General features: G+C 50.1%; 21 protein-coding genes and 1 tRNA gene. 5 read left to right on the plus strand and 17 right to left on the minus strand.

The window, feature by feature from the left end; all coding sequences use genetic code 11:
• The first annotated feature begins 65 nt into the window (after positions 1-65).
• Positions 66-419 carry an arsenate reductase gene (locus MRJ96_01880; protein ID MDR4500193.1) on the plus strand — a complete coding sequence of 118 codons (354 nt, stop codon included), beginning with the start codon at positions 66-68 and terminating at the stop codon, positions 417-419.
• Here MRJ96_01880 and MRJ96_01885 read toward each other — a convergent pair whose 3' ends face one another.
• On the minus strand, positions 420-1079 hold the full coding sequence (locus MRJ96_01885) for a J domain-containing protein (protein ID MDR4500194.1): 660 nt from the start codon (positions 1077-1079) through the stop codon (positions 420-422).
• 165 nt (positions 1080-1244) lie between these two features.
• On the opposite strand from MRJ96_01885, the gene MRJ96_01890 reads away from it, so the two are divergent.
• The 3 genes from MRJ96_01890 (at position 1245) to MRJ96_01900 (ending at position 5835) form a co-directional block, all read left to right on the plus strand.
• Complete coding sequence (locus tag MRJ96_01890) at positions 1245-1742, plus strand: c-type cytochrome (protein ID MDR4500195.1); 498 nt, start codon at positions 1245-1247, stop codon at positions 1740-1742.
• A 29-nt stretch (positions 1743-1771) separates the two neighbouring features.
• Complete coding sequence (locus tag MRJ96_01895) at positions 1772-5473, plus strand: DUF255 domain-containing protein (protein ID MDR4500196.1); 3702 nt, start codon at positions 1772-1774, stop codon at positions 5471-5473.
• 71 nt (positions 5474-5544) lie between these two features.
• Positions 5545-5835 carry a hypothetical protein gene (locus MRJ96_01900; protein MDR4500197.1) on the plus strand — a complete coding sequence of 97 codons (291 nt, stop codon included), beginning with the start codon at positions 5545-5547 and terminating at the stop codon, positions 5833-5835.
• Between the two features lie 11 nt (positions 5836-5846).
• Here MRJ96_01900 and MRJ96_01905 read toward each other — a convergent pair whose 3' ends face one another.
• From MRJ96_01905 to MRJ96_01965, 13 genes are all read right to left on the minus strand, one after another.
• Positions 5847-8417, minus strand: a complete 2571-nt coding sequence (locus tag MRJ96_01905) for a DNA internalization-related competence protein ComEC/Rec2 (protein ID MDR4500198.1) — start codon at positions 8415-8417, stop codon at positions 5847-5849.
• 19 nt (positions 8418-8436) lie between these two features.
• The gene (gene glmM, locus MRJ96_01910) at positions 8437-9786 is read right to left on the minus strand and encodes a phosphoglucosamine mutase (protein ID MDR4500199.1); all 1350 of its coding nucleotides are present in this window, start codon (positions 9784-9786) and stop codon (positions 8437-8439) included.
• A complete protein-coding gene (folP, locus tag MRJ96_01915) occupies positions 9783-10601 on the minus strand; it encodes a dihydropteroate synthase (protein ID MDR4500200.1) in 819 nt (272 codons plus the stop codon). Before folP ends, glmM begins: the two co-directional genes overlap by 4 nt.
• Before the next feature lie 214 nt (positions 10602-10815).
• The gene (ftsH, locus tag MRJ96_01920; GenBank protein MDR4500201.1) at positions 10816-12630 is read right to left on the minus strand and encodes an ATP-dependent zinc metalloprotease FtsH; all 1815 of its coding nucleotides are present in this window, start codon (positions 12628-12630) and stop codon (positions 10816-10818) included.
• 110 nt (positions 12631-12740) lie between these two features.
• Positions 12741-13283 carry a hypoxanthine phosphoribosyltransferase gene (hpt, locus tag MRJ96_01925; GenBank protein MDR4500202.1) on the minus strand — a complete coding sequence of 181 codons (543 nt, stop codon included), beginning with the start codon at positions 13281-13283 and terminating at the stop codon, positions 12741-12743.
• Positions 13280-14707: a tRNA lysidine(34) synthetase TilS gene (gene tilS, locus MRJ96_01930; GenBank protein ID MDR4500203.1), complete on the minus strand. Its 1428-nt coding sequence runs from the start codon at positions 14705-14707 to the stop codon at positions 13280-13282. Before tilS ends, hpt begins: the two co-directional genes overlap by 4 nt.
• 18 nt (positions 14708-14725) lie before the next feature.
• Positions 14726-15706 (minus strand): bifunctional riboflavin kinase/FAD synthetase, encoded by a 981-nt coding sequence (locus tag MRJ96_01935; protein MDR4500204.1) that lies wholly within the window; start codon positions 15704-15706, stop codon positions 14726-14728.
• Positions 15703-16686 (minus strand): porphobilinogen synthase, encoded by a 984-nt coding sequence (gene hemB / locus MRJ96_01940; protein MDR4500205.1) that lies wholly within the window; start codon positions 16684-16686, stop codon positions 15703-15705. Before hemB ends, MRJ96_01935 begins: the two co-directional genes overlap by 4 nt.
• Positions 16687-16782: 96 nt before the next feature.
• Positions 16783-17175: a CBS domain-containing protein gene (locus MRJ96_01945; protein MDR4500206.1), complete on the minus strand. Its 393-nt coding sequence runs from the start codon at positions 17173-17175 to the stop codon at positions 16783-16785.
• Positions 17176-17266: 91 nt separating this feature from the next.
• Complete coding sequence (gene cobA, locus MRJ96_01950) at positions 17267-18835, minus strand: uroporphyrinogen-III C-methyltransferase (GenBank protein MDR4500207.1); 1569 nt, start codon at positions 18833-18835, stop codon at positions 17267-17269.
• Positions 18832-19779 (minus strand): hydroxymethylbilane synthase, encoded by a 948-nt coding sequence (gene hemC, locus MRJ96_01955; protein MDR4500208.1) that lies wholly within the window; start codon positions 19777-19779, stop codon positions 18832-18834. Before hemC ends, cobA begins: the two co-directional genes overlap by 4 nt.
• 53 nt (positions 19780-19832) lie before the next feature.
• Positions 19833-21194 (minus strand): glutamyl-tRNA reductase, encoded by a 1362-nt coding sequence (gene hemA / locus MRJ96_01960; protein ID MDR4500209.1) that lies wholly within the window; start codon positions 21192-21194, stop codon positions 19833-19835.
• Positions 21194-22000, minus strand: coding sequence for a cytochrome c biogenesis protein (locus MRJ96_01965; protein ID MDR4500210.1), 807 nt, complete (start codon positions 21998-22000; stop codon positions 21194-21196). The genes hemA and MRJ96_01965 overlap by 1 nt, the downstream gene beginning before the upstream one ends.
• A gap of 286 nt (positions 22001-22286) precedes the next feature.
• Between MRJ96_01965 and rsmI the strand changes: the two genes are divergently transcribed.
• The gene (rsmI, locus tag MRJ96_01970) at positions 22287-22985 is read left to right on the plus strand and encodes a 16S rRNA (cytidine(1402)-2'-O)-methyltransferase (GenBank protein MDR4500211.1); all 699 of its coding nucleotides are present in this window, start codon (positions 22287-22289) and stop codon (positions 22983-22985) included.
• Positions 22986-22991: 6 nt separating this feature from the next.
• Here the strand turns inward: rsmI and MRJ96_01975 are convergent, their stop codons facing one another.
• The 3 genes from MRJ96_01975 to MRJ96_01985 form a co-directional block, all read right to left on the minus strand.
• Positions 22992-23240, minus strand: coding sequence for a sulfurtransferase TusA family protein (locus MRJ96_01975; protein MDR4500212.1), 249 nt, complete (start codon positions 23238-23240; stop codon positions 22992-22994).
• Between the two features lie 88 nt (positions 23241-23328).
• Positions 23329-24081, minus strand: coding sequence for a hypothetical protein (locus MRJ96_01980; protein MDR4500213.1), 753 nt, complete (start codon positions 24079-24081; stop codon positions 23329-23331).
• A 222-nt stretch (positions 24082-24303) separates the two neighbouring features.
• Positions 24304-24390, minus strand: a tRNA-Leu gene (locus MRJ96_01985).
• Positions 24391-24450: the final 60 nt, after the last annotated feature.

Consider the following 24450-nt stretch of genomic DNA (forward strand, 5'->3'; position numbering starts at 1 on the left):
GTCAAGATCATATTCGGGGGGCAAGACACAGGAATTAAATGGCAGAACAAATTGAAGGAGAAACGATGGAAAAACTTATCATCTATCAGAAGCCCACATGTTCAACCTGTCGCCAAGTCGTCAAACTGGCCGAAGCCAGCGGCCAACCCTACGAGGCCATTAATTACTACGAAACACCGTTGACCAAAACACGGCTGACAGAGTTACTGAAAAAAGGCGGGCTCACAGCGAAGGCTCTCTTGAGGACGAAGGAGGATATCTACAAATCCAAGAAAGACCAGATCTCGGCCATGGGAGAAGATGACATCATAGGACTCATGATCGAACATCCAGACCTCATGCAACGGCCATTGGTCGAAAGGGGAAAGAAAGTCATTTTAGCGAGACCTCCAGAAACCCTGCATGAAATCTTGTCCTAATCATTGGCCTCCTGAAGCCGAAGGCTCGGGAGGAAAAGCGGCGTAATCGTCTTTTAAAAACTGATAGGCTTCGATAATCCGACGGAGTTCAGGCTCTGAACTTCGATCCCCTTTACGAACGTCAGGGTGAATTTTCTTAATCTGTTGCCGAAAGGCACGGGTGATCACAGACATCGGACTGCCAAATTCGACACCTAACGCCGAATAGGCCTCTCCAGCCGAATTGATTTCCCCCTTTGAGCCTATCGGATCGCCTCCCCCACCTCCAGCGGCCTTGAAGAAATTAAAGAGATTGATCTTCTTTCGACGTCGACGGGGACGCTGCCGTATTTCACTGTCAAATTCATCAAACCGATCCTCGATAAACTCCAGGCGAGATTCCAACCGTTCGGCCGCATGCAGTTCCCGAATATGCTCAATATCGCCTTCAATGAGATGTAACATCCGATCGACTTCAGCGAGCCCTTCCTCCAATCGAAGAAAGGCGTCAATCCGTTCTTGAAACATCGTATCGATGGCAAAATCCAAGCTTTCTTCGGTCTTCACACGAAGCTCCGCAATCCGACGCCTCATGCCGGCCACAAACTTCTGGCGATTTCTTTCATTCAAAGCCATAATTAAAGAGTTGACGGATTCGCTATGAACCCGTACCGGAAGCATCCTATCACATTTGTTCATGAGCATTCTGCGAAGCATGCTGACGAGCCCGCCTATGTCACATCTTCAATTGCCCACCGTCTAGTGTCATGTTATCCTTCCCGGTCATTATGGCTGGGCAACCATGTCAGGAATTGCCGTTATTTTTTCATCACGTGAGGAGGTAACATGAAGACCGTCATGCTGTTTCTAGGGCTTTCAATGATGGCGACATTGTTCACTGCCGGCTTTGCATTGGCCGTCAACCCCACAGGCTATGGGCAAGCGGGAGGTGAGTTTGACATTCGCGTGAAGCGAGTCCCGCAAAGAGAACTGGCGGCCGCGAAAAAAATGAAGCCCCCATTCACGGCCACGCCCGAAATCTTAGCCGAAGGCAAAAAAATATTCCTGGGAACCGGTGGCTGCATAAGTTGCCATGGACCCGAAGGAAAAGGTGACGGTGGAGCCGCCAGCAACCTGCCCATTCAACCTAGAAATTTCACGAACAAGAAATTCAAAAAGTATCGAACACTCGGTGAACTCATGTGGGTGCTCAAAAATGGAAGCATGGGACAATCCGGGAAAGTTCCCGGAACAGGCATGCTTCCCGTCGTCCAGCCCAAAGGCTTTATTTCCGAAACCGATGGCTGGAAAGTGTTATTATACGAGCGAAGTTTAGGAGAATAGCCCCTTTCATCGACAATCGTCACGATATCATGAATACCTCACCTCCCGAACACAGACCGAATCAACTCATCCATGAGACCAGTCCGTATTTGCTCCAACATGCCTATAATCCCGTCGACTGGCACCCCTGGAATTCTCATGCGTTGAACCGGTCCAAAAAAGAGAATAAACCTATCCTTCTCTCAATCGGATATTCGGCCTGTCATTGGTGTCACGTGATGGAGCACGAGTCGTTTGAAAACGAAAACATCGCATCATTGATGAACGCCCATTTCATCAACATTAAAGTCGACCGCGAGGAACGTCCTGATCTTGACGAAATTTACATGCAAGCCACAGTCACGATGAATCAGGGCCATGGAGGGTGGCCCATGACCGTGTTCCTCACCCCGGATCAAGAACCTATTTTTGCCGGCACCTATTTTCCTCCGACTGATAAATGGGGGCGACCAGGTTTTGCCACGGTACTGAAAAACATTGCCGCGGCATGGGAGCAGGATCGAGAAAGTATCATCAAACAAGCGACTCGATTCACCGATCAACTCCGGGCATCCATCAGTGTCCTGTCTCCCATGACCGTCGGACAGACAGAAATCGAAACGGCTGTCGAACAATACGCGACCGACTTTGACCCGCAAGACGGGGGATTTGGGAAAGCCCCAAAATTTCCAGCCGCGACCGGGCTGTCTTTTCTGCTTCGCCAATACCACAAGACGAACAGCGAACAGACGCTCCACATCATTCAGAAAACAATGGACTCGATGGCGGCCGGAGGAATTTACGACCATATTGGAGGAGGCTTCGCACGGTACTCAACCGACGATCGGTGGCTCGTCCCGCATTTCGAAAAAATGCTCTATGACAATGCGCTCCTGGCCCGTACCTATGTCGAGGCCTATCAAGTCACTCGCGAGGAACGCTACCGACGCATCGCCACTGAAACCCTCGACTACATCCTGCGGGAAATGACCTCCCCGGAAGGCGGGTTCTACTCCGCAACAGATGCCGACTCTGAAGGGGTTGAGGGAAAATTCTTTGTCTGGACTCCACAACAAATTCGCGCCGTCATCTCCAATCAAGAAGACGCTCAGCGGTTCTGCGCGTATTACGACATCACCGACGGAGGAAACTGGGAAGGAAAAAGCATTCCGAATACACCCAAGACATTAGAGCAAGTCGCAACAGCCTTGAGCTGTTCCCCTGATGACTTATGGGCCACGATTGAACGGGCGCGTCCACTCGTCTATCAAGCTCGGCTTGAGCGTGTTCCACCTGGATTGGACGATAAGGTCATTACGGCGTGGAATGGCATGATGATTGGGGCTATGGCAGAGGCCGCCAGAGTACTCGACAATCAACGATATCTTGATGCAGCCAGACGGGCAGCCGACTTCTTGTTGACGACATTGTCTCAGCCAGGCAATCGCCTCCTGCGAACCTATCGTGACGGAAAAGCCCATCTCAACGCCTGTTTGGAAGACTATGCGTATCTCGCTGAAGCCATGATCGATCTCTATGAAGCGGGAGCTCCTGAACGATACCTCCATGAAGCCGTTGGCCTGGCTGAGCGCATGGTGAAAGATTTCTCGGACCCCGATCAGGGAGGATTTTTTACCACCGCTATCGACCACGAATCACTCATCCTCCGCAGCCGCGAAGGTCCCGATGGAGCAACACCAAGCGGCAACGCCGTCGCCGCAGCCGCGTTGGCCCGGTTGTCTTTCCATTTTAACCGTGAAGACTTTCGTGAATCGGCGACACACGCCATCCGGGCGTATGGACATCAGATCGCGCAAATTCCCCGCGGCTACGCTAAAAGCTTGATGGTCGTGGACTTTCTTCTGAATGCGCCGGTTGAAATAGCACTCGTGGGACAGCCAGGCGAAGCCAACTACGATCATCTACGAGCCGAAGTCGATCACCGTTTTATCCCGAATCGCATCATGGCCCATCAGAGCGACGAGGATGCAGAAGCGACCCACCCGCTACTCGAAGGAAAAACCCGCGTTGATGGCAAGGCGGCTTTGTACATTTGCCAAAACTTTGCCTGTCAGGCTCCGATCACCGAACCGCAGGAGGTCGCCTCTAGCCTCCAGGAACAAACATTGAAACCCGGCAGAGAACGTCACGAAACCGAATCCCTACAGGTGCTCAAGTCGCGTGGCATACCCGGACAAGCCACACCGGGCGGAACGGCCGTCTACGTCGCGAAAGTCTTAGCCGGCCCCACAGAAAGAAAGCCAAGCGGCCAAGGGTACACAACTTTGGGTTCGACAGGCCTGACGACCTCTCGACTGGGGTTTGGGGGATACCGGATCGATATCAGCTCCGAGGAACACCGTGAAGCATTAGTCAAAGCCATACGAGAAGGCTGTAACCTTATCGATACATCGACAAATTATGCCGATGGAGGGAGCGAACGACTGATAGGCCGTGCCCTCGGGGATTTAGTGAAAACTAACGAACTGACACGTGAAGAAATCATCGTCGTCTCAAAAATCGGCTATATCCAAGGGCAAAACCTGAAACGTGCCGAAGCGCGAGAAAAGGCTGGCAACCCGTTTCCTGAGATGGTGAAGTATGGAGAAGGTATCTGGCACTGTCTTCATCCTGAATTCCTCGAAGAACAACTCACGCTCTCGCTTGATCGCCTAGGGCTAACTACGCTTGATGTCTGCCTGCTCCACAACCCGGAGTACTTTCTCTCTGATGCCAAAAACCGAAAATTGACGGTCGACTCAGCGGCCCTTGAGGAACTGCGTGCGATCTTTTACCATCGGTTACAGCAAGCGTTTCTATACTTTGAGAAACAAGTCGCGGCAGGCCGTCTCCAGTATTATGGGGTATCGTCCAACACCTGCACAGCCAAGCCAGACGATCCGGAAGCGACTTCGGTGTCACGTATGCTTGATGCGGCACAGGCGGCTGCCGAGGAACTCGGCCAGACGCTGCATCATTTTCGAGTCCTGCAACTCCCCATGAATCTCTTTGAGTCCGGCGCGTTGGTGGCACCCAATACGGGGACGGAAGAGATGCAGACCGTCTTAGAACTGGCTCAGCGAGAGAACATCGCCGTTCTGGTGAATCGCCCGCTCAACGCGATTCCGACGAAACATGGGGGAATGATTCGGCTCGCCGACCCTCGAGCCGAACGGCCGGCAACCACGTTCGAATCACAACTTCCTAAGGTCCGTGCGCTAGAAGAAGAGTACGTCAAGAACATCGCCCCGCTCGTTCCGCATTCAGACAAAGGCATCGCGGCGAATGAATACTTCAAATGGGCCGAGGAACTGTCTCGCCTCAGACCGGCCCTTCAGAACCTCGAACATTGGGACCAAATCGAACAGCAGATGATCGCTCCGCATGCCAATCAGATTTTTCAAGTCCTTACGCGGCATTTAAGAGAAGACAAGGAAGCGCTCTGGGATAACTGGCGCAAACGCTATGTCCCGGAATTTCTGGAACTGTTACGGGTCATGAGAATGGAAGCCGCACAAAAAAGCGCTAAAAAGATTCAGGAAATACGAGACGTCATCGACCCTCTGCTCCCAGCATCGCATCGCGGAGAACCCTTTTCCCGAAAAGCCCTCTGGACATTGGCCAGCACCCCTGGCGTGACGACTGTCCTCAACGGCATGCGGACACAGGAATATGTGGAGGATTCTATGACGATCATGCAGTGGGAACCGCTTGCCGATTCCCGAAAAATCTTTCAAGCCCTGTCAAACTAGAAACACCAATTTCCTACAGATTCCCCAAAAAGAAGTCGCCCCTTTCTACTGCTGGATATTTTTCTCTTTTCATGAGCAAAGCATTGAAACTGAATAACGACGAGCTCGAGATCCTGCGAGACTTTGAACGTGGGGAACTTGAAAGCATCAAGAATTTCAGAGACGAAAAACGAAAATTAGAAGCGTCTGCCCGGCGTACGTTGCAGAAGGACAAGCGGATCAATATCCGGCTTTCCTCTAGCGATTTAGCACGTCTTCAAAGGAAAGCTGCGAAGGAAGGTATTCCGTACCAAACCCTCATTTCTAGTACACTCCATAAGTTTGTGACGGGCAAACTGAAAAGTGTGGGGGAATCCGCGTAAGAGCATTTCCTTTAGAATTCTCCGATCCATTTAGTCCATGCCCGTTCCACGTTTTCCCATTCATTCATAAGAATGTTTTCATTGAGCTGAATTGGCTGCAATGTTGTGTTTCGAGCCGTATGAATCGCCATGGCCGAGGAATCGAGATCGACGGTCATCCACACGGCCCCATCGCGGTCCGTTCGATACAACAGAATACCTCGATCTTCATAGGCCGCAATAACCGAGGGATACGGATGTCCGTAACGGTTATGTTGGCCAACTGACACCACGGCGACATCAGCCTCGAGGTTTTCAATCCACCCCTTATGGAACGAACTTTTGGCGCCATGGTGCGGGACCTTCACGACCTGAGCGGTTCGTCTCTCCGGCAATTGATTGAGACGACGCAGAGCGTCTTTCTCGATATCGGCCGTGAACAAAAAAGAATGTAGGCCACACTGCAAAAGGGTCACGAGAGATCGATTGTTGAGCGCCGAACCACTTTCCATCGCACGAGAAGTTTCGGATGGGGTCATGGTGCGCAACATCGGGTTGGTTACACTCAGAACACATGAATCGGACCTGAGAATAATCTGTCCATCCTCTGCATGAGACTCTTGCATATTGATCTCACGCAAGCTTTGCTCAAGGCGTCGATAAAACTGGCGTTCTCGTGCCGCCCCATTACTCCAATACCGTCCGACCTCGAATGTTTCAAGCACCCACGGCATCCCGCCGACATGATCCCATTGCGGATGTGTGGCAATCACATGATCGAGACGGCGTATGCCCCGATCCCACAAATAGGGTCCGATCACCGCCTGCCCCATATCAAGACGCCGATACCGTGGTCCGGCATCAATGAGGATCGTTTGACCGTCAGGCAATTCGATCACGGTCGCATCACCCTGCCCCACGTCTAAAAACGTCACGCGCAGTGTATTTTCTTCCTGACCATATCTTGGTGACCACGCCCACCACCCGATCATCAAGACGACTCCGAAGACACAGCCCCAACGCAACCCTTGCCTGTCTCGCCACAGTAATGCGCAGAGGAGAAGACCATAAAAAACCACGATCGCGAATACACTCGGAGAAGCGACATGCCATTCAGCTCCCGGCAGATAGGATAAGCCCGTCACGATCTCCACTAACGTATCTGATACGACTTGATTGATCGAAGCGAACGGCAACGTGTCTGAATCGAAAAGCAGCACCCATACCGCTGAAAAAAGACCAAGCGGAATCACGAGAACACCAACGAACGGAACGACGATCAGGTTGGCCACGACTCCCAACCAGCCCATTTGATTAAAATGGTACGCCACGATGGGAATTGTCGCGATGGTAACGGCCAACGTGACCACTGAGACTTGCTTGATCCATTGCCAGGTCGAATTAAAAAAGCCTTGACGTTCATTGGGCCATGGATCGGGTTCCAAAGCATCTTCCGACTCTTCAGGACTTCTTCTTAAGACTAACGCAATCGCTAAAACAGCCCCGTAAGAAAGCTGAAATGATATGTCATAGATCGCTTGCGGATTTTGCGCAACGATAAACAATGCCGCAATGCCGAGCGCGGTCAACAGATGCTTGTCCCGTCCCAACCAAACGGCAACAAGAAACAAGGTAATCATGATCCAAGAACGAACGGTCGCCACCTCTCCCCCAGCTAGCAAGGTATAAAAGGTCACACAGGGAAACGTGACGAGAACCGCTAACCGCGTGGCAGTCACACGGAGCGACAACCATTCAAGCCATGCTTGAGGAAGACGCAGCACGATCCCTTTGACAGCAAAAAACACGAGAAACGCGATCAGGCCAAGATGAGAACCGGAGATAGAAATAATATGAACAGTTCCGGTATCCATGAAGACTTTTCGTGTGCTCGGAGCCAGATAACTTTGTTCACCGATGATCATACCCAAAAACAGACCTAAGGCGGGATCGGACAACGTAGCTTCGGCCGCTCGATGAATATAAGCGCGCCATTGATCAACCCCAGCCAACAAATTTCTTGTTTCATTCCTAACATCTGATGAACCCACGGCAACTTGGCCCGGACCTGAGACCGTTGCGACAGCATGAATGCCTTTTCGTTTCAAGTATCTCCCGTAGTCAAATCCGCCTGGGTTCCTCGTTCCATACGGTTCCCGCAATCGAGTCGTCACCTCGATTGGATCGCCTTGATAAATTTCCCGATCGGCATTGTGCCACGTTAATCGAAGAATCCCAGAAGCAGCATGTCGCCGTGTTCCTTGCTGAACATCAGCCACATCTATAGTCATGATCAATCGATCCGGAGCGCGCTTGACAGGCTCGATGACGACCCCGCGCAGTTGGAGAGGTTGGCTATCCATCCAGGGTGATAGCGTATGATGTTCCAGCAACGCCACAATAACCACCCACCAGGCCATTCCCACGAGAAAACTCGTCAAGAGCACCATGACCCTGGCGCGGGTTATCGAAGTACAACGCTGAAGCCAGAAAAGGCCAAGACTAGACGAGACGAGCAGCAGGACGATCGAACAGGGGAAAAACCAAAAATAGGAACCAACGACAAGACCAACGAGAAACGCGAGGATTGGAGGAAGGATCACAAACCGGTGAACATGACGCTCATGTAATACAGGACTTGACGACGCCGATTAGTTCTTCTGCGACTTCTTGAATCATCGAGTCACTTTCCCCTTCAACCATGACACGGACAAGCGGTTCCGTGCCGGAATATCGAACAAGGATCCGCCCCTTGCCATTCAACCGTTTTTGATTAACCGCAATCGCTTCTTGCAGCATGGGTAAAGACTCCAACGCGGGTTTGTGAGGAACTTCGACACCCAATAAAACTTGCGGCACCGCCTTCATACATTGCGTGAGTTCCGACAGCGGTTTTCCGGATCTTTTCATGAGTTTGAGCATTTGCAGCCCTGAAATCAATCCATCCCCACTTGAATGATAATCCAGAAAAATCATATGCCCGGACTGTTCCCCGCCAAGATTGAATTCATCCTTTAACATCCGTTCGAGGATATAACGATCACCAACGGGCGTTCGTTCCAAGGTAATGCCGGCTTGGCTCATGGCAAATTCAAACCCCAAATTACTCATGACGGTTCCCACAACCGTATTGTTTTTTAATCTCCCGCGTTCTTTGAGGTCTAAGGCAAAAGCGGCAAGGGCGTGATCGCCATCGATGACATTCCCGCCTTCACAAACGAACACACATCGATCAGCATCGCCATCGAGAGCAATCCCGACATCCGCTCGATGATGACGAACGGCTTCTTGAAGCTTCTTAGGAGCCACCGCTCCACACTCATGATTGATATTCATCCCATCAGGTTGATCGCCAATGACCCACACTTTTGCGCCAAGTTCTCGCACCACCTTGGGAAATACATGATAAGCGGCACCATTGGCGCAATCCAAAACGACCCGAAGCCCCTGAAAATCTAACTGTCGAGGCAAAGATCGCTTCACAAACTCGATGTAACGTCCTTCGGCATCATCAATACGGAACGCTTTCCCTATCTCTCCGGCCGTTGGACGAATATGTTCGATCTCATTCGTAAGGATCAACTCTTCAATGCGCAATTCCATTTCATCGGGCAATTTAAGCGCTTCGTTAGAAAAAAACTTAATGCCATTGTCTTGATACGGATTGTGGGACGCGGAAATCATGACACCGGCATCCGCTCTGAGGCTTCTCGTCAAAAACGCGATGGCCGGCGTGGGCAGAGGACCAACCAATTGCACATCGACACCCATCGAACAAATCCCCGAGAGTAAGGCCGATTCAAGCATATAACCCGAAAGCCGTGTATCTTTCCCGATCACGATTTGATGACGTCCTCGTCGTCTTTTAAAGACATGCGCCACGGCTCGCCCGAGCTTCATCGCCGTTTCACTCGTCATGGGTTCAAGGTTGGCCGTTCCTCGAACACCATCCGTGCCAAATAATTTTTTCATAAGAACTCCCCATCTGATGTCTTGGCACAGGCGATCGCAGAATCTCTCAGTGCCATCGCCATCTTGCAAACATCGCGCATCATGCCCACATCATGCACCCGAAGAATATTCGCTCCTTGAAAAACACCAATCGCCACAGCTGCAGCCGTACCGGCCATACGCTGCGAAACAGGCCTATCAGTGATCTTACCAATAAATGACTTATTTGACACCCCCAGTACGATGGGTCTGCCTAAGTCCGACAATTGATGGCACTGATGCAGCAACGCCAAATTGTGTTCTCGAGTTTTTCCGAACCCAACACCGGGATCCAACAGAATAGAATCCCTGGCGACGCCTTCCTGAATCGCGAAATGCAATCGCTCCGCCAGAAAATCCTTGACATCCCGGACGACATTTTCGTAGACCGGTACATCTTGCATGGTTTCTGGAACACCCTGCATGTGCATCAAAATCAGACCGGCGCAAGCGTCAGACACGACAGATGCCATTCGTGAATCATAACGGAGCGCGCTCACATCATTCACGATGACAGCTCCCAAGTCTAACGCCATTTGAGCCACGGACGCCTTGCGTGTATCGATTGAAATCGGCACCGTGCTTCGATGGCCAATGGCTTCTAATACCGGTTTGACTCTGTGCAGTTCTTCTTGGTCATCCACGGGGCGAGCCCCTGGTCTCGTTGACTCTCCTCCTATATCGATGAAATCAGCGCCTTCTTCGATCATACAAGACACCCGATCTACCGCTTTCTGAGGATCAAGGTAATTCCCTCCATCCGAAAAAGAATCGGGCGTCACGTTTAAAATACCCATGAGTAAGACTCTTGATCCGAGATCAATCGAATATTCACAAGCTCGAAAAATATTCTGCCCTGGTTTTAACATTTTCTACAAGAAAGCCCTTACAAAAAATTGGGCCAATATTCCGTGCATTATCTGGGGAAGAGGGTATTGATCTGGCATCCGAACCGGATGCCCAGAATAGCGAGTGGAAAGGCTTATATTTTGAGGCGTGGCTCAGGATGAATTAGACAGCAGCTGGTTGTACGGCAGATGTTTGTTGAACGATTTCTTCAACTTCCATCGCATCAAGGACTTCCTTTTCTAATAGAGCTTCAGCAAGCGCCCTCAGCGTATGAATATTTTCCGTCAACATTCGTTTCGTTCGCTCGTAGGATTCAATGATCAGACGCTTCACTTCACGATCAATCTCCAGGGCAACTTGATCACTAAAGTCCCGCCTCGTGGAGATTTCACGACCGAGGAAAATTTCCTCATCTTTTTTCCCGAACGTCAAAGGCCCCAGCGTATCACTCATCCCCCATTCACAAACCATTTTCCGAGCTAATTCCGTCGCGCGCTCAATATCATTGCCAGCGCCAGTCGTGACGTTCTTAAAAATCAATTCTTCAGCGACACGGCCGCCGAACAAAATCGCAAGGGTGTTGTATAAAAACTCTTTGGAATAACTGTGACGATCGTCTATTGGCAGCTGCATGGTCATACCCAAAGCACGCCCGCGTGGAATGATCGTGACTTTATGGACAGGGTCTGTACCTGGCAGCAACTTGGCCATTAACGCATGGCCTGCTTCATGATAGGCAGTGGTCCGCTTCTCTTCATCGCTCAGCACCATGCTCTTTCGCTCAGCGCCCATCATGACCTTATCTTTTGCATTCTCAAAATCTATGAGTTCGACAGACTTTTTATCAAGCCGGGCCGCCCATAGAGCCGCTTCATTAACCAGATTTTCAAGGTCCGCTCCGGAAAATCCTGGAGTTCCCCGCGCGATTTGCTCAAGATCGACATCTTCGTTCACGGGAACTTTTTTCGTATGGACTTTGAGAATTTCAACGCGGCCACGGACATCAGGGCGATTCACGATCACCTGCCGGTCAAAACGACCGGGACGAAGCAGGGCAGGATCAAGGACATCAGGCCTGTTGGTGGCCGCAATCAGGATCACGCCCTCGGTTGTATCGAACCCATCCATTTCGACCAGGAGCTGATTCAGCGTTTGCTCGCGTTCATCATGTCCTCCACCTAATCCAGCGCCTCGCAATCTTCCCACTGCATCGATTTCGTCGATGAAAATGATACAGGGCGCATGCTTTTTCCCCTGCTCGAACAGATCCCTGACCCTCGAGGCCCCGACTCCGACGAACATTTCCACGAAATCAGACCCACTAATGCTGAAGAACGGGACGCCTGCTTCTCCTGCTATGGCCTTGGCCAAGAGCGTCTTCCCGGTTCCGGGAGGACCGACAACCAGCACCCCCTTGGGAATTCTGCCTCCCAATTTTTGAAATTTCTGAGGGTCTTTCAAAAACTCAATGATTTCAACGACATCTTCCTTTGCTTCATCTACTCCTGCCACATCAGCAAATGTGACTTTCTTTTTGTCCTCGGTTAATAGGCGAGCTCGACTTTTCCCAAAGGACAACGCTCGATTCCCTCCGATTTGCATTTGACGCATTAAGAAGAACCAAAGCCCTAAAAAGAGGATAAATGGCCCCCACGTGACGAGAAACGTAATGTACCAAGGGTTTTCATCAGGTGGTTTGGCTTCTATCTGAACCGATCGCTCTCGAAGCACTTTCACCAAATCCGGGTATTCGACCGAGTAAGTCTTAACCCTGGTCCCATCTTTGAGAATGGCGCTAATATTATTATGTTTAATCACGACTTTTTCGATTTCATTGCGATCCAAATGCGCCATAAAGTCGCTAAATATAATATTTTCTTCAGGTGGATTTGTTGGTACGGTGAAGAGGTTAAAGAGCAAAATCATAAACAAACACACGACAACCCAAAACATCAAATTCTTGACCCGAGAGTTCATGCAATGGCCTCCTAGCCCTACCGCAAACCTTTATTGTACTCTTTTGATAAAAGAGTAGAGCTTATAGATTTTATCATGTGAATAAAGAAACTGACAATAAGGAGCGAGATTTAAACACCACTGGCATTCTTAGGGTCAAGCACGGCTAAATACGGAAGATTACGGTACTGTTGCTGATGATCCAGGCCATATCCAACAATATAATGATCAGCGACCTCAAAACCGATATACCGCACCGATACCTCAACCTGTCGCCGGCTTGTCTTACTGAGCAATGTGCAAACCTCAAGACTCCTGGGTTTGTGTTTGGCAAGTCGTTTTCGTAAAAACTGGACTGTGAATCCCGAATCCACGATATCCTCCACGAGCACCACATCACGATCTGCTATCTCTTCGGTTAGTTCCGTAAGAATTTTGACCTTCCCTGATGCTTCCTGTTGCTTTCTTCGGCTTTGGACGATAAGAAAATCCACTGTGAGCGGCAACCGTATCGCTCGAACCAAGTCGGCATAGAAAGCAAAGGCTCCCTTTAATACACCGATCAACACAAGATCTTTGTGTTCATAATCCCTGGAGATTTCTCTTCCGAGATCTTGGATTCGAGTTCGCATCGACTCTTGTGTGATGAGTGGCTTTCCGAATAACTGACTCATACGAACGAAGGCTCCTGGCTCAAGTTGGCGACAAGGACATTTCTAGTGTCCTCCGTGATTCGAAAACGATGATCCATTCTATATCCGCCAACCCAGACAATTCCCTCAGGAGCCACCAAGAGAGGGATCTGCGAACGTTGAGAACGCGGAACTTTGTTATCCGAAAAAAAGTCTTGAAGCTTTTTACTCTTACCTCCCATTCCCAGGGGGAAAAAGCGGTCTCCCGGTCTCCAGCTTCTCAGGGTTAATGAAGGAGTGAATGTGTCCATATCGCACTGCGCCTGCTTGGACGCCGGCTCTTGAAAAACGGTGAGGTTCCTGCCAGCCTTCGCTGAAATCTCTAGGGCTTGTCCGGTCAGCGGCCAAACTGTCTTAGACGGAATATTGATGTCCTGGATGAATGGCTCATTCTCATTCTCATTCCGGGGCTGGCGGTCCTGCTGGTCAACCAGAATATGAATCTGATCATACTCTCGCATCAACACCATCCCAGAGACCAGCATCTCTGAGCCAGATCGTCCTTCCTCTATAAATTTCAGGATCGTTTCAACAGTTTCAAATCCTGGAAGCATCCAGGATCCCCCGACAAGCAGAAGTAGACGACGAATGACCCGTCGCCTTAATGCCAAGGGTAGTTCAAGGAAACCCGCCTGATTCATGCTGGTACCTTTCGAGCGTTGATTACGCTGAATCTTACCCAAGGCCTCGGTGACAAGTTGTTCAAGGAAACTGTCTTCTTCTTGCACGATTTCGACTTGGCGAGTGAGTGTCCGGACAATATTCGCATTATGACTACGAAGCAGCGGCAACACGTTCCGACGGATACGATTCCGCACGTATACAGACTTGGTATTGCTTGAATCCATTCGATAAGACAATCCTCGATTCCCTAGATAGGACATAAGCTCACTACGGGTCGTCTGTAACAGGGGCCGGATGATATTTGGTTCCCGAATGGTGGGAATTCCCCTCAACCCGCGGGTTCCTGTTCCCCGAACCATCCACATCACCACGGTTTCCGCTTGATCATCTGCCGTATGTCCAGTGGCAATCCTCTGAGCACCAATCTCCTGGGCGATTGAAGATAAGGCCCTATACCGTCTATCCCGGGCAGCCGCTTGGAGACTCGACTTGCCAGAACAATACTCCGTGTTGACCGGCAACGTTTTTACCACACACTCTACCTGAAGTTCACGGCATAGCCTCAACACAAAATCTGCATCTTCGTCTGATTCCCGACCTCGTAAGCCGTGATTGACATGGACCACAGACAATGTGAAGGCCCAGGTTGCTCTGAGCTGATCAAGCACTGCGAGCAAGGCAACGGAATCAGGGCCACCGGAGACCGACACGACAACCTTGTCCCCACGCCGGAGCATCTGCTTACGGGAAATAAACTCTTCAATCTGTTCAATGAGGGGCATGGATGAAGAAATTCGTGATTAACAAATGGGGAAAGGGATTGACTGCAAGGAAGAAGACTGTGATAAGCGGTGATCCCAGCCTTGCAATAATCGACGGGCCTGGGCCCCATCGCGCTCCATCTGCTGCAGGAGACGTTCGACGTCGGAAAATTGTTGGTCTCCTCGAATAAATTCAATAAAGTTCACCTGCACGTGCTGACCATATAAGGATCGTGTTTGATCAAAGAGATGCACTTCAAGCATCCGTTCTCCACCTGAAAAAGTTGGACGGCTCCCGATGTACGCAATAGAAGGCCACCACTCACCTGCCACGTACGCCATCGTCGCATAAATTCCGTCAGCGGGCACGACGCGTTGTTGAGCCATTCGTAAGTTCGCCGTGGGCCATCCTAATTTGCCTCCTCGCTGCTCGCCATGAATCACCGGTCCAGCGAGCGAATAGGGCCGCCCAAGACATTGAGCGGCCATCTTCACATGACCTGCTTGAAGCAGCTTGCGAATCCGTGTCGAACTCACGATTTCTCCCTCGATTTGAACTGGGGGAACCGAATGAACTTGAAAATTGGCTTCACTTCCTAATCGTTCCAAATCGTGGATGTCTCCACTTCGTTTTGTCCCGAACACAAAGTTTTGTCCGACCAATACCTCACGAATCCCCAACCCATCGCGTAAGATGGTCTTGACAAATTCTTCGGGAGTCAGACTGGCCAACTGCCTGGTAAATTCTAAGATCACGAGTTCCTTGATGCCAAGTCTTTCAAAAAAATCGAATTTTTCTGCATTGAGCGTCAAATACTGGAGTGAAACGCCCGGACACAACACCGAGGCCGGGTGTGGATCGAACGTCAGCACCATCGACGTACCGTTGTGCTGCCTGGCCATAGTGACAACACGTGACAGTAAAGCCTGATGACCAACATGTTGCCCGTCAAAGTTTCCGATCGTGAGGACAGGATGACTCGCATGGGATGACGTCGGGAGGGTTCGAATGACCTTCATGACAGCCTGTGTTGAAGCAGTCTGGCGGCATCTTTGGCAAAGTATGTCAGGATCATGTCGGCTCCGGCTCGTTTGATGGACAAGAGTGACTCGAGCATGACCTTTTCTTCATCAATCCAGCCTAACTGGGCGGCCGCCTTAATCATGCTGTACTCTCCACTGACTTGATACGCCGCGACAGGAACGGTCACGGCGTCACGAACACTTCGAACGATATCCAAAAACCATGCCGCAGGTTTCACCATCACAATATCGGCTCCCTCATCCACGTCCAGTTCCACTTCACGAATCGCCTCTCGCGCGTTTGCCGCATCCATTTGGTACGACCGCCGATCACCAAAGGCCGGAGTCGAATCGGCGGCATCTCGAAACGGGGCATAGAGATTTGAGGCATACTTCGCCGAGTAGGCCATGATCGGAAGATCCTGGAAGCCTAGCTGATCCAGTTCGTCACGAATTGCACCGACTCTTCCATCCATCATATCGGAAGGAGCGACAACGTCAACGCCAGCCTCCGCATGAGACCTGGCCATCAGACGAAGGCAACTCAACGTTTCGTCGTTCAGGACTTGACCATCCCGTACGATCCCACAATGTCCATGGGAGGTATACTCATCTATGCAGACATCAGTCATCACCAACAAATCGGGCACATTAGCTTTCAAAGACCGAACAGCCTGTTGAACCACTCCCTCCTTTTCATAGGCGCTCGTCCCTTGATCATCTTTCCGTTCAGGAATCCCAAAGAGAATGACGGCTGGAATCCCAAGTTCTTTAGCCTCACGAGCTTCTTGTACCAACAAATCAACGGACCAGCGATACTGACCTGGCATCGAGACGATCGGATCGCGTCGATCTTTTCCAAAGGTCACAAATAAAGGATACACGAAGTCCTTGGGAGACAGGTCCGTCTCTCGCACCATTTCTCGCAATACGTGATGTTGCCGTAGCCGTCGAAGCCGTTGCCGAGGAAAACCCATCGTCACACCTACTCATCCACCTGCATACACAAACTTCGCGTTCTTAACGAAAAACCAATACCTCAAATCTCTTAGGAATCAGATGATACAGACAGGCTATTTTCTTGGAAGATTCGTTAAAAAGACAACCAAATCTCGAACCGAGATCATCCCGACCAGTTCGCCATTTTTCGTCACGCCCAAATGTCGAATATGCTTTTCAGCCATCAAATCATTGGCATCAAGCAGGGTTTTGTCTCCATCAATCATGAGAAGCGGAGCAGACATGACTTTTTCAACCTCGGTATTTTCAGGATCTAGCCCCGCCGCCACGATTCGTCGTACGAGATCAGTGTCGGTCAATATCCCAATGATATTATCCTCTCTGGTCACGAATACGCTACCGATTTCGTTCTCCCGCATCAGTTCCGCAGCTTGACGGACGTTCACATCTCGATCGACTGTCACAAATTTTTCAATCGGCACCATGAATGATTTAACTGGAACCATAGATCAACCCTCCGTCCTAAAAACTCGTCGACTGTCATCAGTAAAAAGAAAAAACAATCACACTATGCAGACCTTACCGCCTGAACGCAACTTACACCGAACATATATCATGCACCTGATTCGTTTGTTGAGCATGTTCGACGATGGCCTCGGCTAACGCAGGAATCGTATTGGACTTTGCGACAACTCCGACGGATAAGCCGCACTCACGGGCCGTTTCTGCAGTGATCGGCCCGATACACGCGATCGTCGCGCCTTCCACGAGACGGATTAACGTTTCTTGGTTTTCGAATAGTCCGCAAAAATTTCGCACCGTCGAAGAACTCGCGAAAGTCAGGTAATGAATGCTCCTTGAGGCCAAGCGATTCTTCAACGTCTCTAGCTGAACAGTGGGTAGAACCGCACGATACGTCGTGACGAGATCGACGGAGGCTCCCATTTCTCTTAAGCGTCGCGGAAGGATCTCACGGGCCACTTCTGCTCGTGGGATTAAGATCCGCTGACCGACGACTCCGGCCTTTTCCATCGAATCAATCACTCCTTCAGCCTGATATTCGTCAGGAACGACATCAGCGAGAATCCCGTAGCGAGCGGCTTCTTCAGCCGTTCGAGGCCCGATACAACACAAGCGGAGCCCAGCCAGACTGCGGATATCCCGCCCATGATGTTTCAGACGCTCCATAAACGCTCGAACGCCATTGACGCTCGTCAATATGAGCCATTGATACGTGGACAGGTTCGCTATGGCGTGATCGACAGGGCTCCAACTTTCAGGTGGCACGATCTCCAACGTCGGACATTCTACGGCTTCCGCACCAAAGGCCTCGAGGAGCCGGGAAAATTGAGGCGCTTGATGCTTCGGCCTCGTGACCAAAAGACGTTTTCCAAAAAGTGGACGCCGCTCAAACCAATTCAATCGATCTCGCAACTCAACGACCCGGCCAATGACGATGGTCGTTGGGGGTTGCACATTCACCGTGTTCGATTTTTCAACGATGTCGGCAAGTGTTCCCGTCAGGGACTGTTGGCTGAGGTACGTTCCCCAACGAATCAATGCTACAGGCGTCTGAGGATCTTTTCCTTCCGCCAAGAGCTTCTCGACAATCGTGGGAAGATTCTTCACACCCATTAAAAACACCAGTGTCCCATCAACCGTCGCTAATCGTGGCCATTCAATGACACTTTCTGGTTTAGAAGGATCCTCATGCCCCGTCACAAACGTGACGGTTGACGCCAAGGTGCGATGCGTCACGGGAATACCCGCATAGGCGGGAACCGCGACTGCGGACGTGATGCCTGGAACAACTTCATATGGAATTCCCGCATCGGCCACCACTTCGGCTTCTTCTCCTCCTCGTCCAAAAACGAAGGGATCCCCACCTTTCAGGCGAACGACGCATTTCCCTTCCCCCGCTTTCGTCACCAGGAGTTGATTAATCTCATCCTGACTTCTATAGGCCCCTCTTCCCCGTCGTCCCACATAAATCCGCTCAGCTTCGATTTGCGCATACTCCAACAGGACCGGATTCGCTAGGTAGTCAAACAACACGACATCCGCCTGTTCCAAGCACGCTTTCCCTTTAAGCGTGAGCAACGCCGGGTCGCCAGGACCAGCCCCGACAATATACACTTTCCCCATTCGTTTTGGCGTTGATGTCATGCTGTTCCGTAAATCTCTTGAAGCACCGGCCTACCACCCGAATCCAACAAACGTTCAGCCAGTTCCGCCCCAAGTGTCTCTGCTTCATCGAGAGCTCCTCGAATCGTCTCACGAAAGTATCGCTTGCCATCCGTGCTCGCGATTAACCCCTCCAACAAGATCTGTCCCTCATGAATGACCGCATGACCGGCGATTGGGACTTGGCAACCACCTTCCAACCGAGTAAGGAAGGCACGCTCGGCGTTGACAGTAACCCTTGTTGCATGGTCTTCCATCTGACGGATCATATCTTTAAGAAAGTGGTCATCTGAACGGCCCTCAAGCCCCAATGCTCCCTGGCCAATGGCTGGAAGGCTGACCTCCGTCGAAAGATATTCAGAAATTTCCTGACTCCACCCCAATCGTCGAAGGCCCGCAGCCGCCAGCACAATCGCATCATACTGACCCTGTTTGAGTTTTGTCAGTCGTGTATCGAGGTTGCCACGGAGCATGTGGATTGCCAGGTCTTCCCGACGATGCAGAAGTTGAGCTTGCCGCCTCAAACTGCTCGTCCCAACGGTAGCGCCTTTCGGCAAGGTTTCTAACGACAGACCATCACGACCGATCCACGCATCCCGCGGATCTTCCCGTTTGGGCACACAAACGATTTCCAACCCATCGGGTAAGATCGAAGGGACATCTTTCATGCTATGAACCGCCAAGTCAATCTCCCCATTGATCAGCGCTTCTTCGATTTCCTTCACGAACAAACCCTTTCCACCAATCTTGGCTAAGGGCACATCAAGGATTTTATCTCCGCTGGTTTGAATGCGTTGAAGTTTGATGGATATGTCGGGAGCGATCTGTTGGAGTTGTTCCTTGACCCACTCTGCCTGCCACAACGCTAATCGACTCCCTCGAGTTCCGATGACGAAGGATGACCGAGACTTATTTGTACTCTTCACGACAATTCCTGACGAACGACAACAACGACTCCATCACATTCCTTGACTCATGATTACTCATGAGTGTCCAACGAATCATTACTTTGGCAGGTTTTGGGCTCACGATTTACAGAATGATCCACCCCTGTCGAGCTGTGAGGGACATCGGCTTCTGTTAAATCGAAAAACCGACGCGCCGCCTCGATGAACGCAAAGCCGTTTTTTGATTGGGCTTCAGATTTCAGAGTGACGAGCGAACCATGCAACAATTTATTCACGATAGCTGAGGCTAACCCCTCGATGGCATGTTGATCTTTCTGCGTTATATGATCTAATCGACTCAGGACTTTTTCTACTTCGGCACGCTTGATCTCGTCTGCGCGTTTTCTCAGCGCCACGATCGTCGGCGTTGCCTCAAGACCTCGCAACCATGACAACATGACATCGACTTCTTCCTTGACTAATCCTTCGGCTTTATCTGCTTCTTTTCGCCGCTCCTCTTGATTTTGCCCGACATGGGCCTTGAGATCATCGATATCGAAGACAAATGCGTTGTCGATATCTTTACCAGCTGGATCAATGTTTCGTGGAACCGAAATATCGATTAAAAACATAGGACGATTCATCCGCTGACGGACCGCCCACTGGATATCTTCTGATGAAATGACATAATAGGGCGCTCCGGTCGCGCAGATCACAATATCGGCTTTCGGTAAAGCTGTGCGAAACTCCTCAAAGGCAACGACGGTCCCATTAAATTGGCCAGCAAGGTTCATCGCCCGATGAGCGTTTCGGGTCGTAACCATAATATGCTTCACGCCAGAATTGACGAGGTGACGCGCGGCCAACTTCCCCATCTCTCCTGCCCCAATGAGCAACACGGTTTGATCCTTTAAACTGGAGAAGATTTTCTTAGCCAGTTCAACACCAGCGTAGCTGACAGAAACAGCATACTCCGCAATCTTGGTTTGATTGCGAACGCCTTTTCCGACCGAAATAGCCTTTTTTACGAACTTGTTGAGGATGACGCCACTCGTTCGATGAGCCAGTGTCAGTTCGAACGCATCTTTAACCTGTCCGAGAATTTGAGGTTCCCCAATGACCATCGAGTCAAGACTTGAAGCGACTCGAAAGAGGTGCCTAATGGTCAACTCATCAGCGTGACGGTAGAGACACGGAAACAGTTCTTCCGACGATAGCGAAAAATGCGTGGAAACCAAAAAGTCTTGAACGTCTGCAAAACCCGCCTCTCTATCCTTAACCACCGCATAGACTTCCACACGGTTACAAGTCGACAAAAACATGCCTTCTTTAATGTTGGGATAGGCCAGCAACCTGGACAACGCTTCGCCCATCCGACTTTCAGGAATGGCTAACCGTTCACGAAGTTCCACTGGAGCCGTTTTATGACTCAGACCGACAACGATAATATTCATCACGTCCCCAACGGCCCCTGGTTCTTTAACACGACGCCAACGAATGTCAGGATTACACCAGCAAAGCCGACGATGGTAAGGTAAGCCGCCTTTTTGGCGCGCCAGCCAACCGTGACTCGGCCAAGCAGGACTGCAAAATAAAAAATCCACGTTATCAGTGCCCAGACTTGCTCAGGATTCCAGCTCATGTAGGAACCCAAAGAGAGATGCGCGGACAGTGAACCGGTCAAAATGCCAAGAGTCAAAAGAGGGAAACCGAATAAAATCGAGCGCTGATTTAAAGCATCTAAGAAATCAAGAGGAGGAAGCTTGATATACACAGCATTAAACTGCTTGGATTTGAGCATACGATCTTGCATGATATACATGATGCCGGCAACGAACGCCACAGCAAACCCCACCGTCCCCAACATACTCAACGTCACGTGTACCCATACTGTTTCAAATACAGGATGAAACCCCGGAGAACCGGCAGGCGCAATACTCGCCGAAACCAACGAAAGAAACGATAACGGTAAGATAAACGCCCCGAGTACATGCAATCCCCGCTTCAGGACAACTCCCAAAAAAACAAGGACTAACGTCCAGGCAAAAAAGGACATGGCCTCTTGGAAGGTCATAAGAGGAAGGTGGCCAAGGCCTACTGTTTTGACTAAGAGGGCCAGAGTATGTGATAGAAACCCAAGGCCGGCTAAAGCCAACGCTCCTTTGGACAAAAATTCTGAGCGCCGTAATAAATAGATAAGAAACACGACGGTGCCGACAAAGTACAAAACCATCGTGACTCCGATAAGAGACTCAGCCATAATGCCTTCGTTGACAGAGAAATGCTGTGGGCCTTTTGACCCGATTTTTGAGTATAGACTTGAGCCAAAGGGAGGTCAAGGAAAAGAGAAGAGGTAAGAATGGAGGCGATAGGCGCGATCACATGGTCTCTCTAAGCACCTCAACACCACTGTGTACCTTCGCTATTCTAGACGGACAGATGACAGGCCATTGTTATGAACAAATACAGGACAAACAAACAGGCTCTGCATCAATTCGGGTCATAACCTACTCCTTAACAAAACCTCTTCCTTTCTCTTCTTAATCATGACTGGAACACTCTTTATCGTCAGCACACCGATCGGAAATCTAGAAGACATCACGTTCCGGGCCGTGCGAACATTGAATGAGGTTGGAATCATCGCCGCTGAAGACACGAGAAGAACTCAAAAACTCTGCACGCATTACAATATTCATACACCATTAACCAGTTATCATGATTTTAATAAGGAAGATAAAACCCCTATCCTCATCGCGCGCCTCGAGCAAGGAGAGAATATCGCGATCGTTTCGGACGCAGGAACGCCGTTAGTTTCAGATCCTGGGTACTTTCTCGTGCGTGCGACCATCAAGCAAGAAATACCCGTCGTCCCAATTCCAGGGGCTTCATCTATACTTGCAGCCTTAACAGCGTCGGGACTGCCACCTGACGCATTTGTCTTTCAAGGATTTTTGCCAAGAAAGTCTGGTCAAAGAACACAATTTCTTACCCGCTTAGCGAATGAACCACGAACCATCATCCTTTTTGAAACCCCGTACCGCATTCGTTTGACCTTGGAAGCGATTCAGGAAATCTTCGGGTCTAGACAGATCGTGATTGCACGAGAATTAACCAAACTCAATGAATCATTCATCCGAGGAACTGCTGAAGCATTACTCAAGAACGGGCTTCCCTCTCGAGTCAAAGGAGAGATCACCGTATTAATCGAGGGTTTTCGAGAAAAGCATCGTGTAGGGCGTGAATAAAGTCTTTTATGTTGCGTCGTCCTTCTTTTTAATCAATACTCGAATGGCTTGCTCGCAAGCTTCTTGTTTAAGCACTGAATGTCCTTCATTGATAACACTCTGGGGAACATTCTTGATGGGATCGCCATTATCCAATAATACCGCCAAGACAGCCCCAGGTGACATTGATTCAAGCTTCAACTTCGTTTTAACAAAATTGTACGGGCAAATTACACCTCGTAAATCAAGTTCCTCTTCAGGTTTTATCTGATCCACATCATATATTCCATAAAAATAATAAAAGGGCGTACTGGATTATCCAGCACGCCCTTTTTATACTGAAACCCTCAAGTATCTGCTTATTTTATTGAACGGTACCCTTGTTAAAATTCTTACGATCAGAACCATAGTCAGTAGCAATGGTATTGCTGGTCGGACCATTGACTGTTTCTGGCTGAGGGGCACATTGCCAGCAAGGTGCAGCACCGGTCATTTTCCCGACTGAGGTTGAGACTCCGGTATTAATAGCCCCCATTTGAATCCCACCCTCTGGAACGCCAGTATAGCTCCCACCAGTTGCGGGTAGCGCTGCTGAATTCACTGGATCTGGTCGTTGTCCTAACCCACCACCGAAATTAGGATTGTCTTGACCTCCAAGCAATTGACTTCCTTCAAGAACATACACTTCTCTAACCATTTTTCTGCCCGTGCTGAACTTGTGATTCGCATCGGTTTCTTGAATGGCTGAAATGGCGACAATATCACCTTTGCCGACCATTTTAATGCTCTCCATATTGGTGCCATTGTCGAAATACAAGGTCTGAAGGTTGAGAGAACCCCGTAATTGCCGTTCGTCATTTGAACTTCCACCCATGTCGAGGAAGAGCTTACCTCCAGCGTAGTCTACGCCTACGATTTCTCCTTGAACCGTTTCTGGCGCGGACAAATACCGCAACATGTCATCCTCGTCCATAACACGAGATCTCGTCCCAGAACCTTGAGATTCACCGACGCCATTACCAAAACCCGAATGCTGTGGCACACGCTCTTGTGCCACTGCCACGCTCACCGAGCCTGCAAGAATGATTGCTGCTCCAAAGTACCCTAACTTCCGCATGTGGCTCCTCCTTGGAAGTGTAAGTGAATAATCGGTAAAAATAATGGATTGCAACGAACTTGGTCTCTTTTTTCCGTTTTCAAGGGAACCAACTATAGTCAACTGCCAAAGCCCTGTCAAGTGTCTCGAAGTTGAGAAGTCAGACTATTTTTACGATAATCGTAGATTTCTTGAGTATAACATACGTTAAGAAGAAGCGTGGAATGAGCGACGTGCCTTTTTTGGTGCCCGGAGGGAGGGTCGAACTCCCACTCTCTTGCGAGAACTGGATTTTGAGTCCAGCGCGTCTGCCAGTTCCGCCATCCGGGCAGAGTTTACACGCCGTTGTAGCATGAACACTTCACCAGGTCAAACCTGGACTTCATCTAA

This window comes from Nitrospirales bacterium, from assembly GCA_031315865.1.
Taxonomy (GTDB): domain Bacteria; phylum Nitrospirota; class Nitrospiria; order Nitrospirales; family UBA8639; genus JAGQKC01.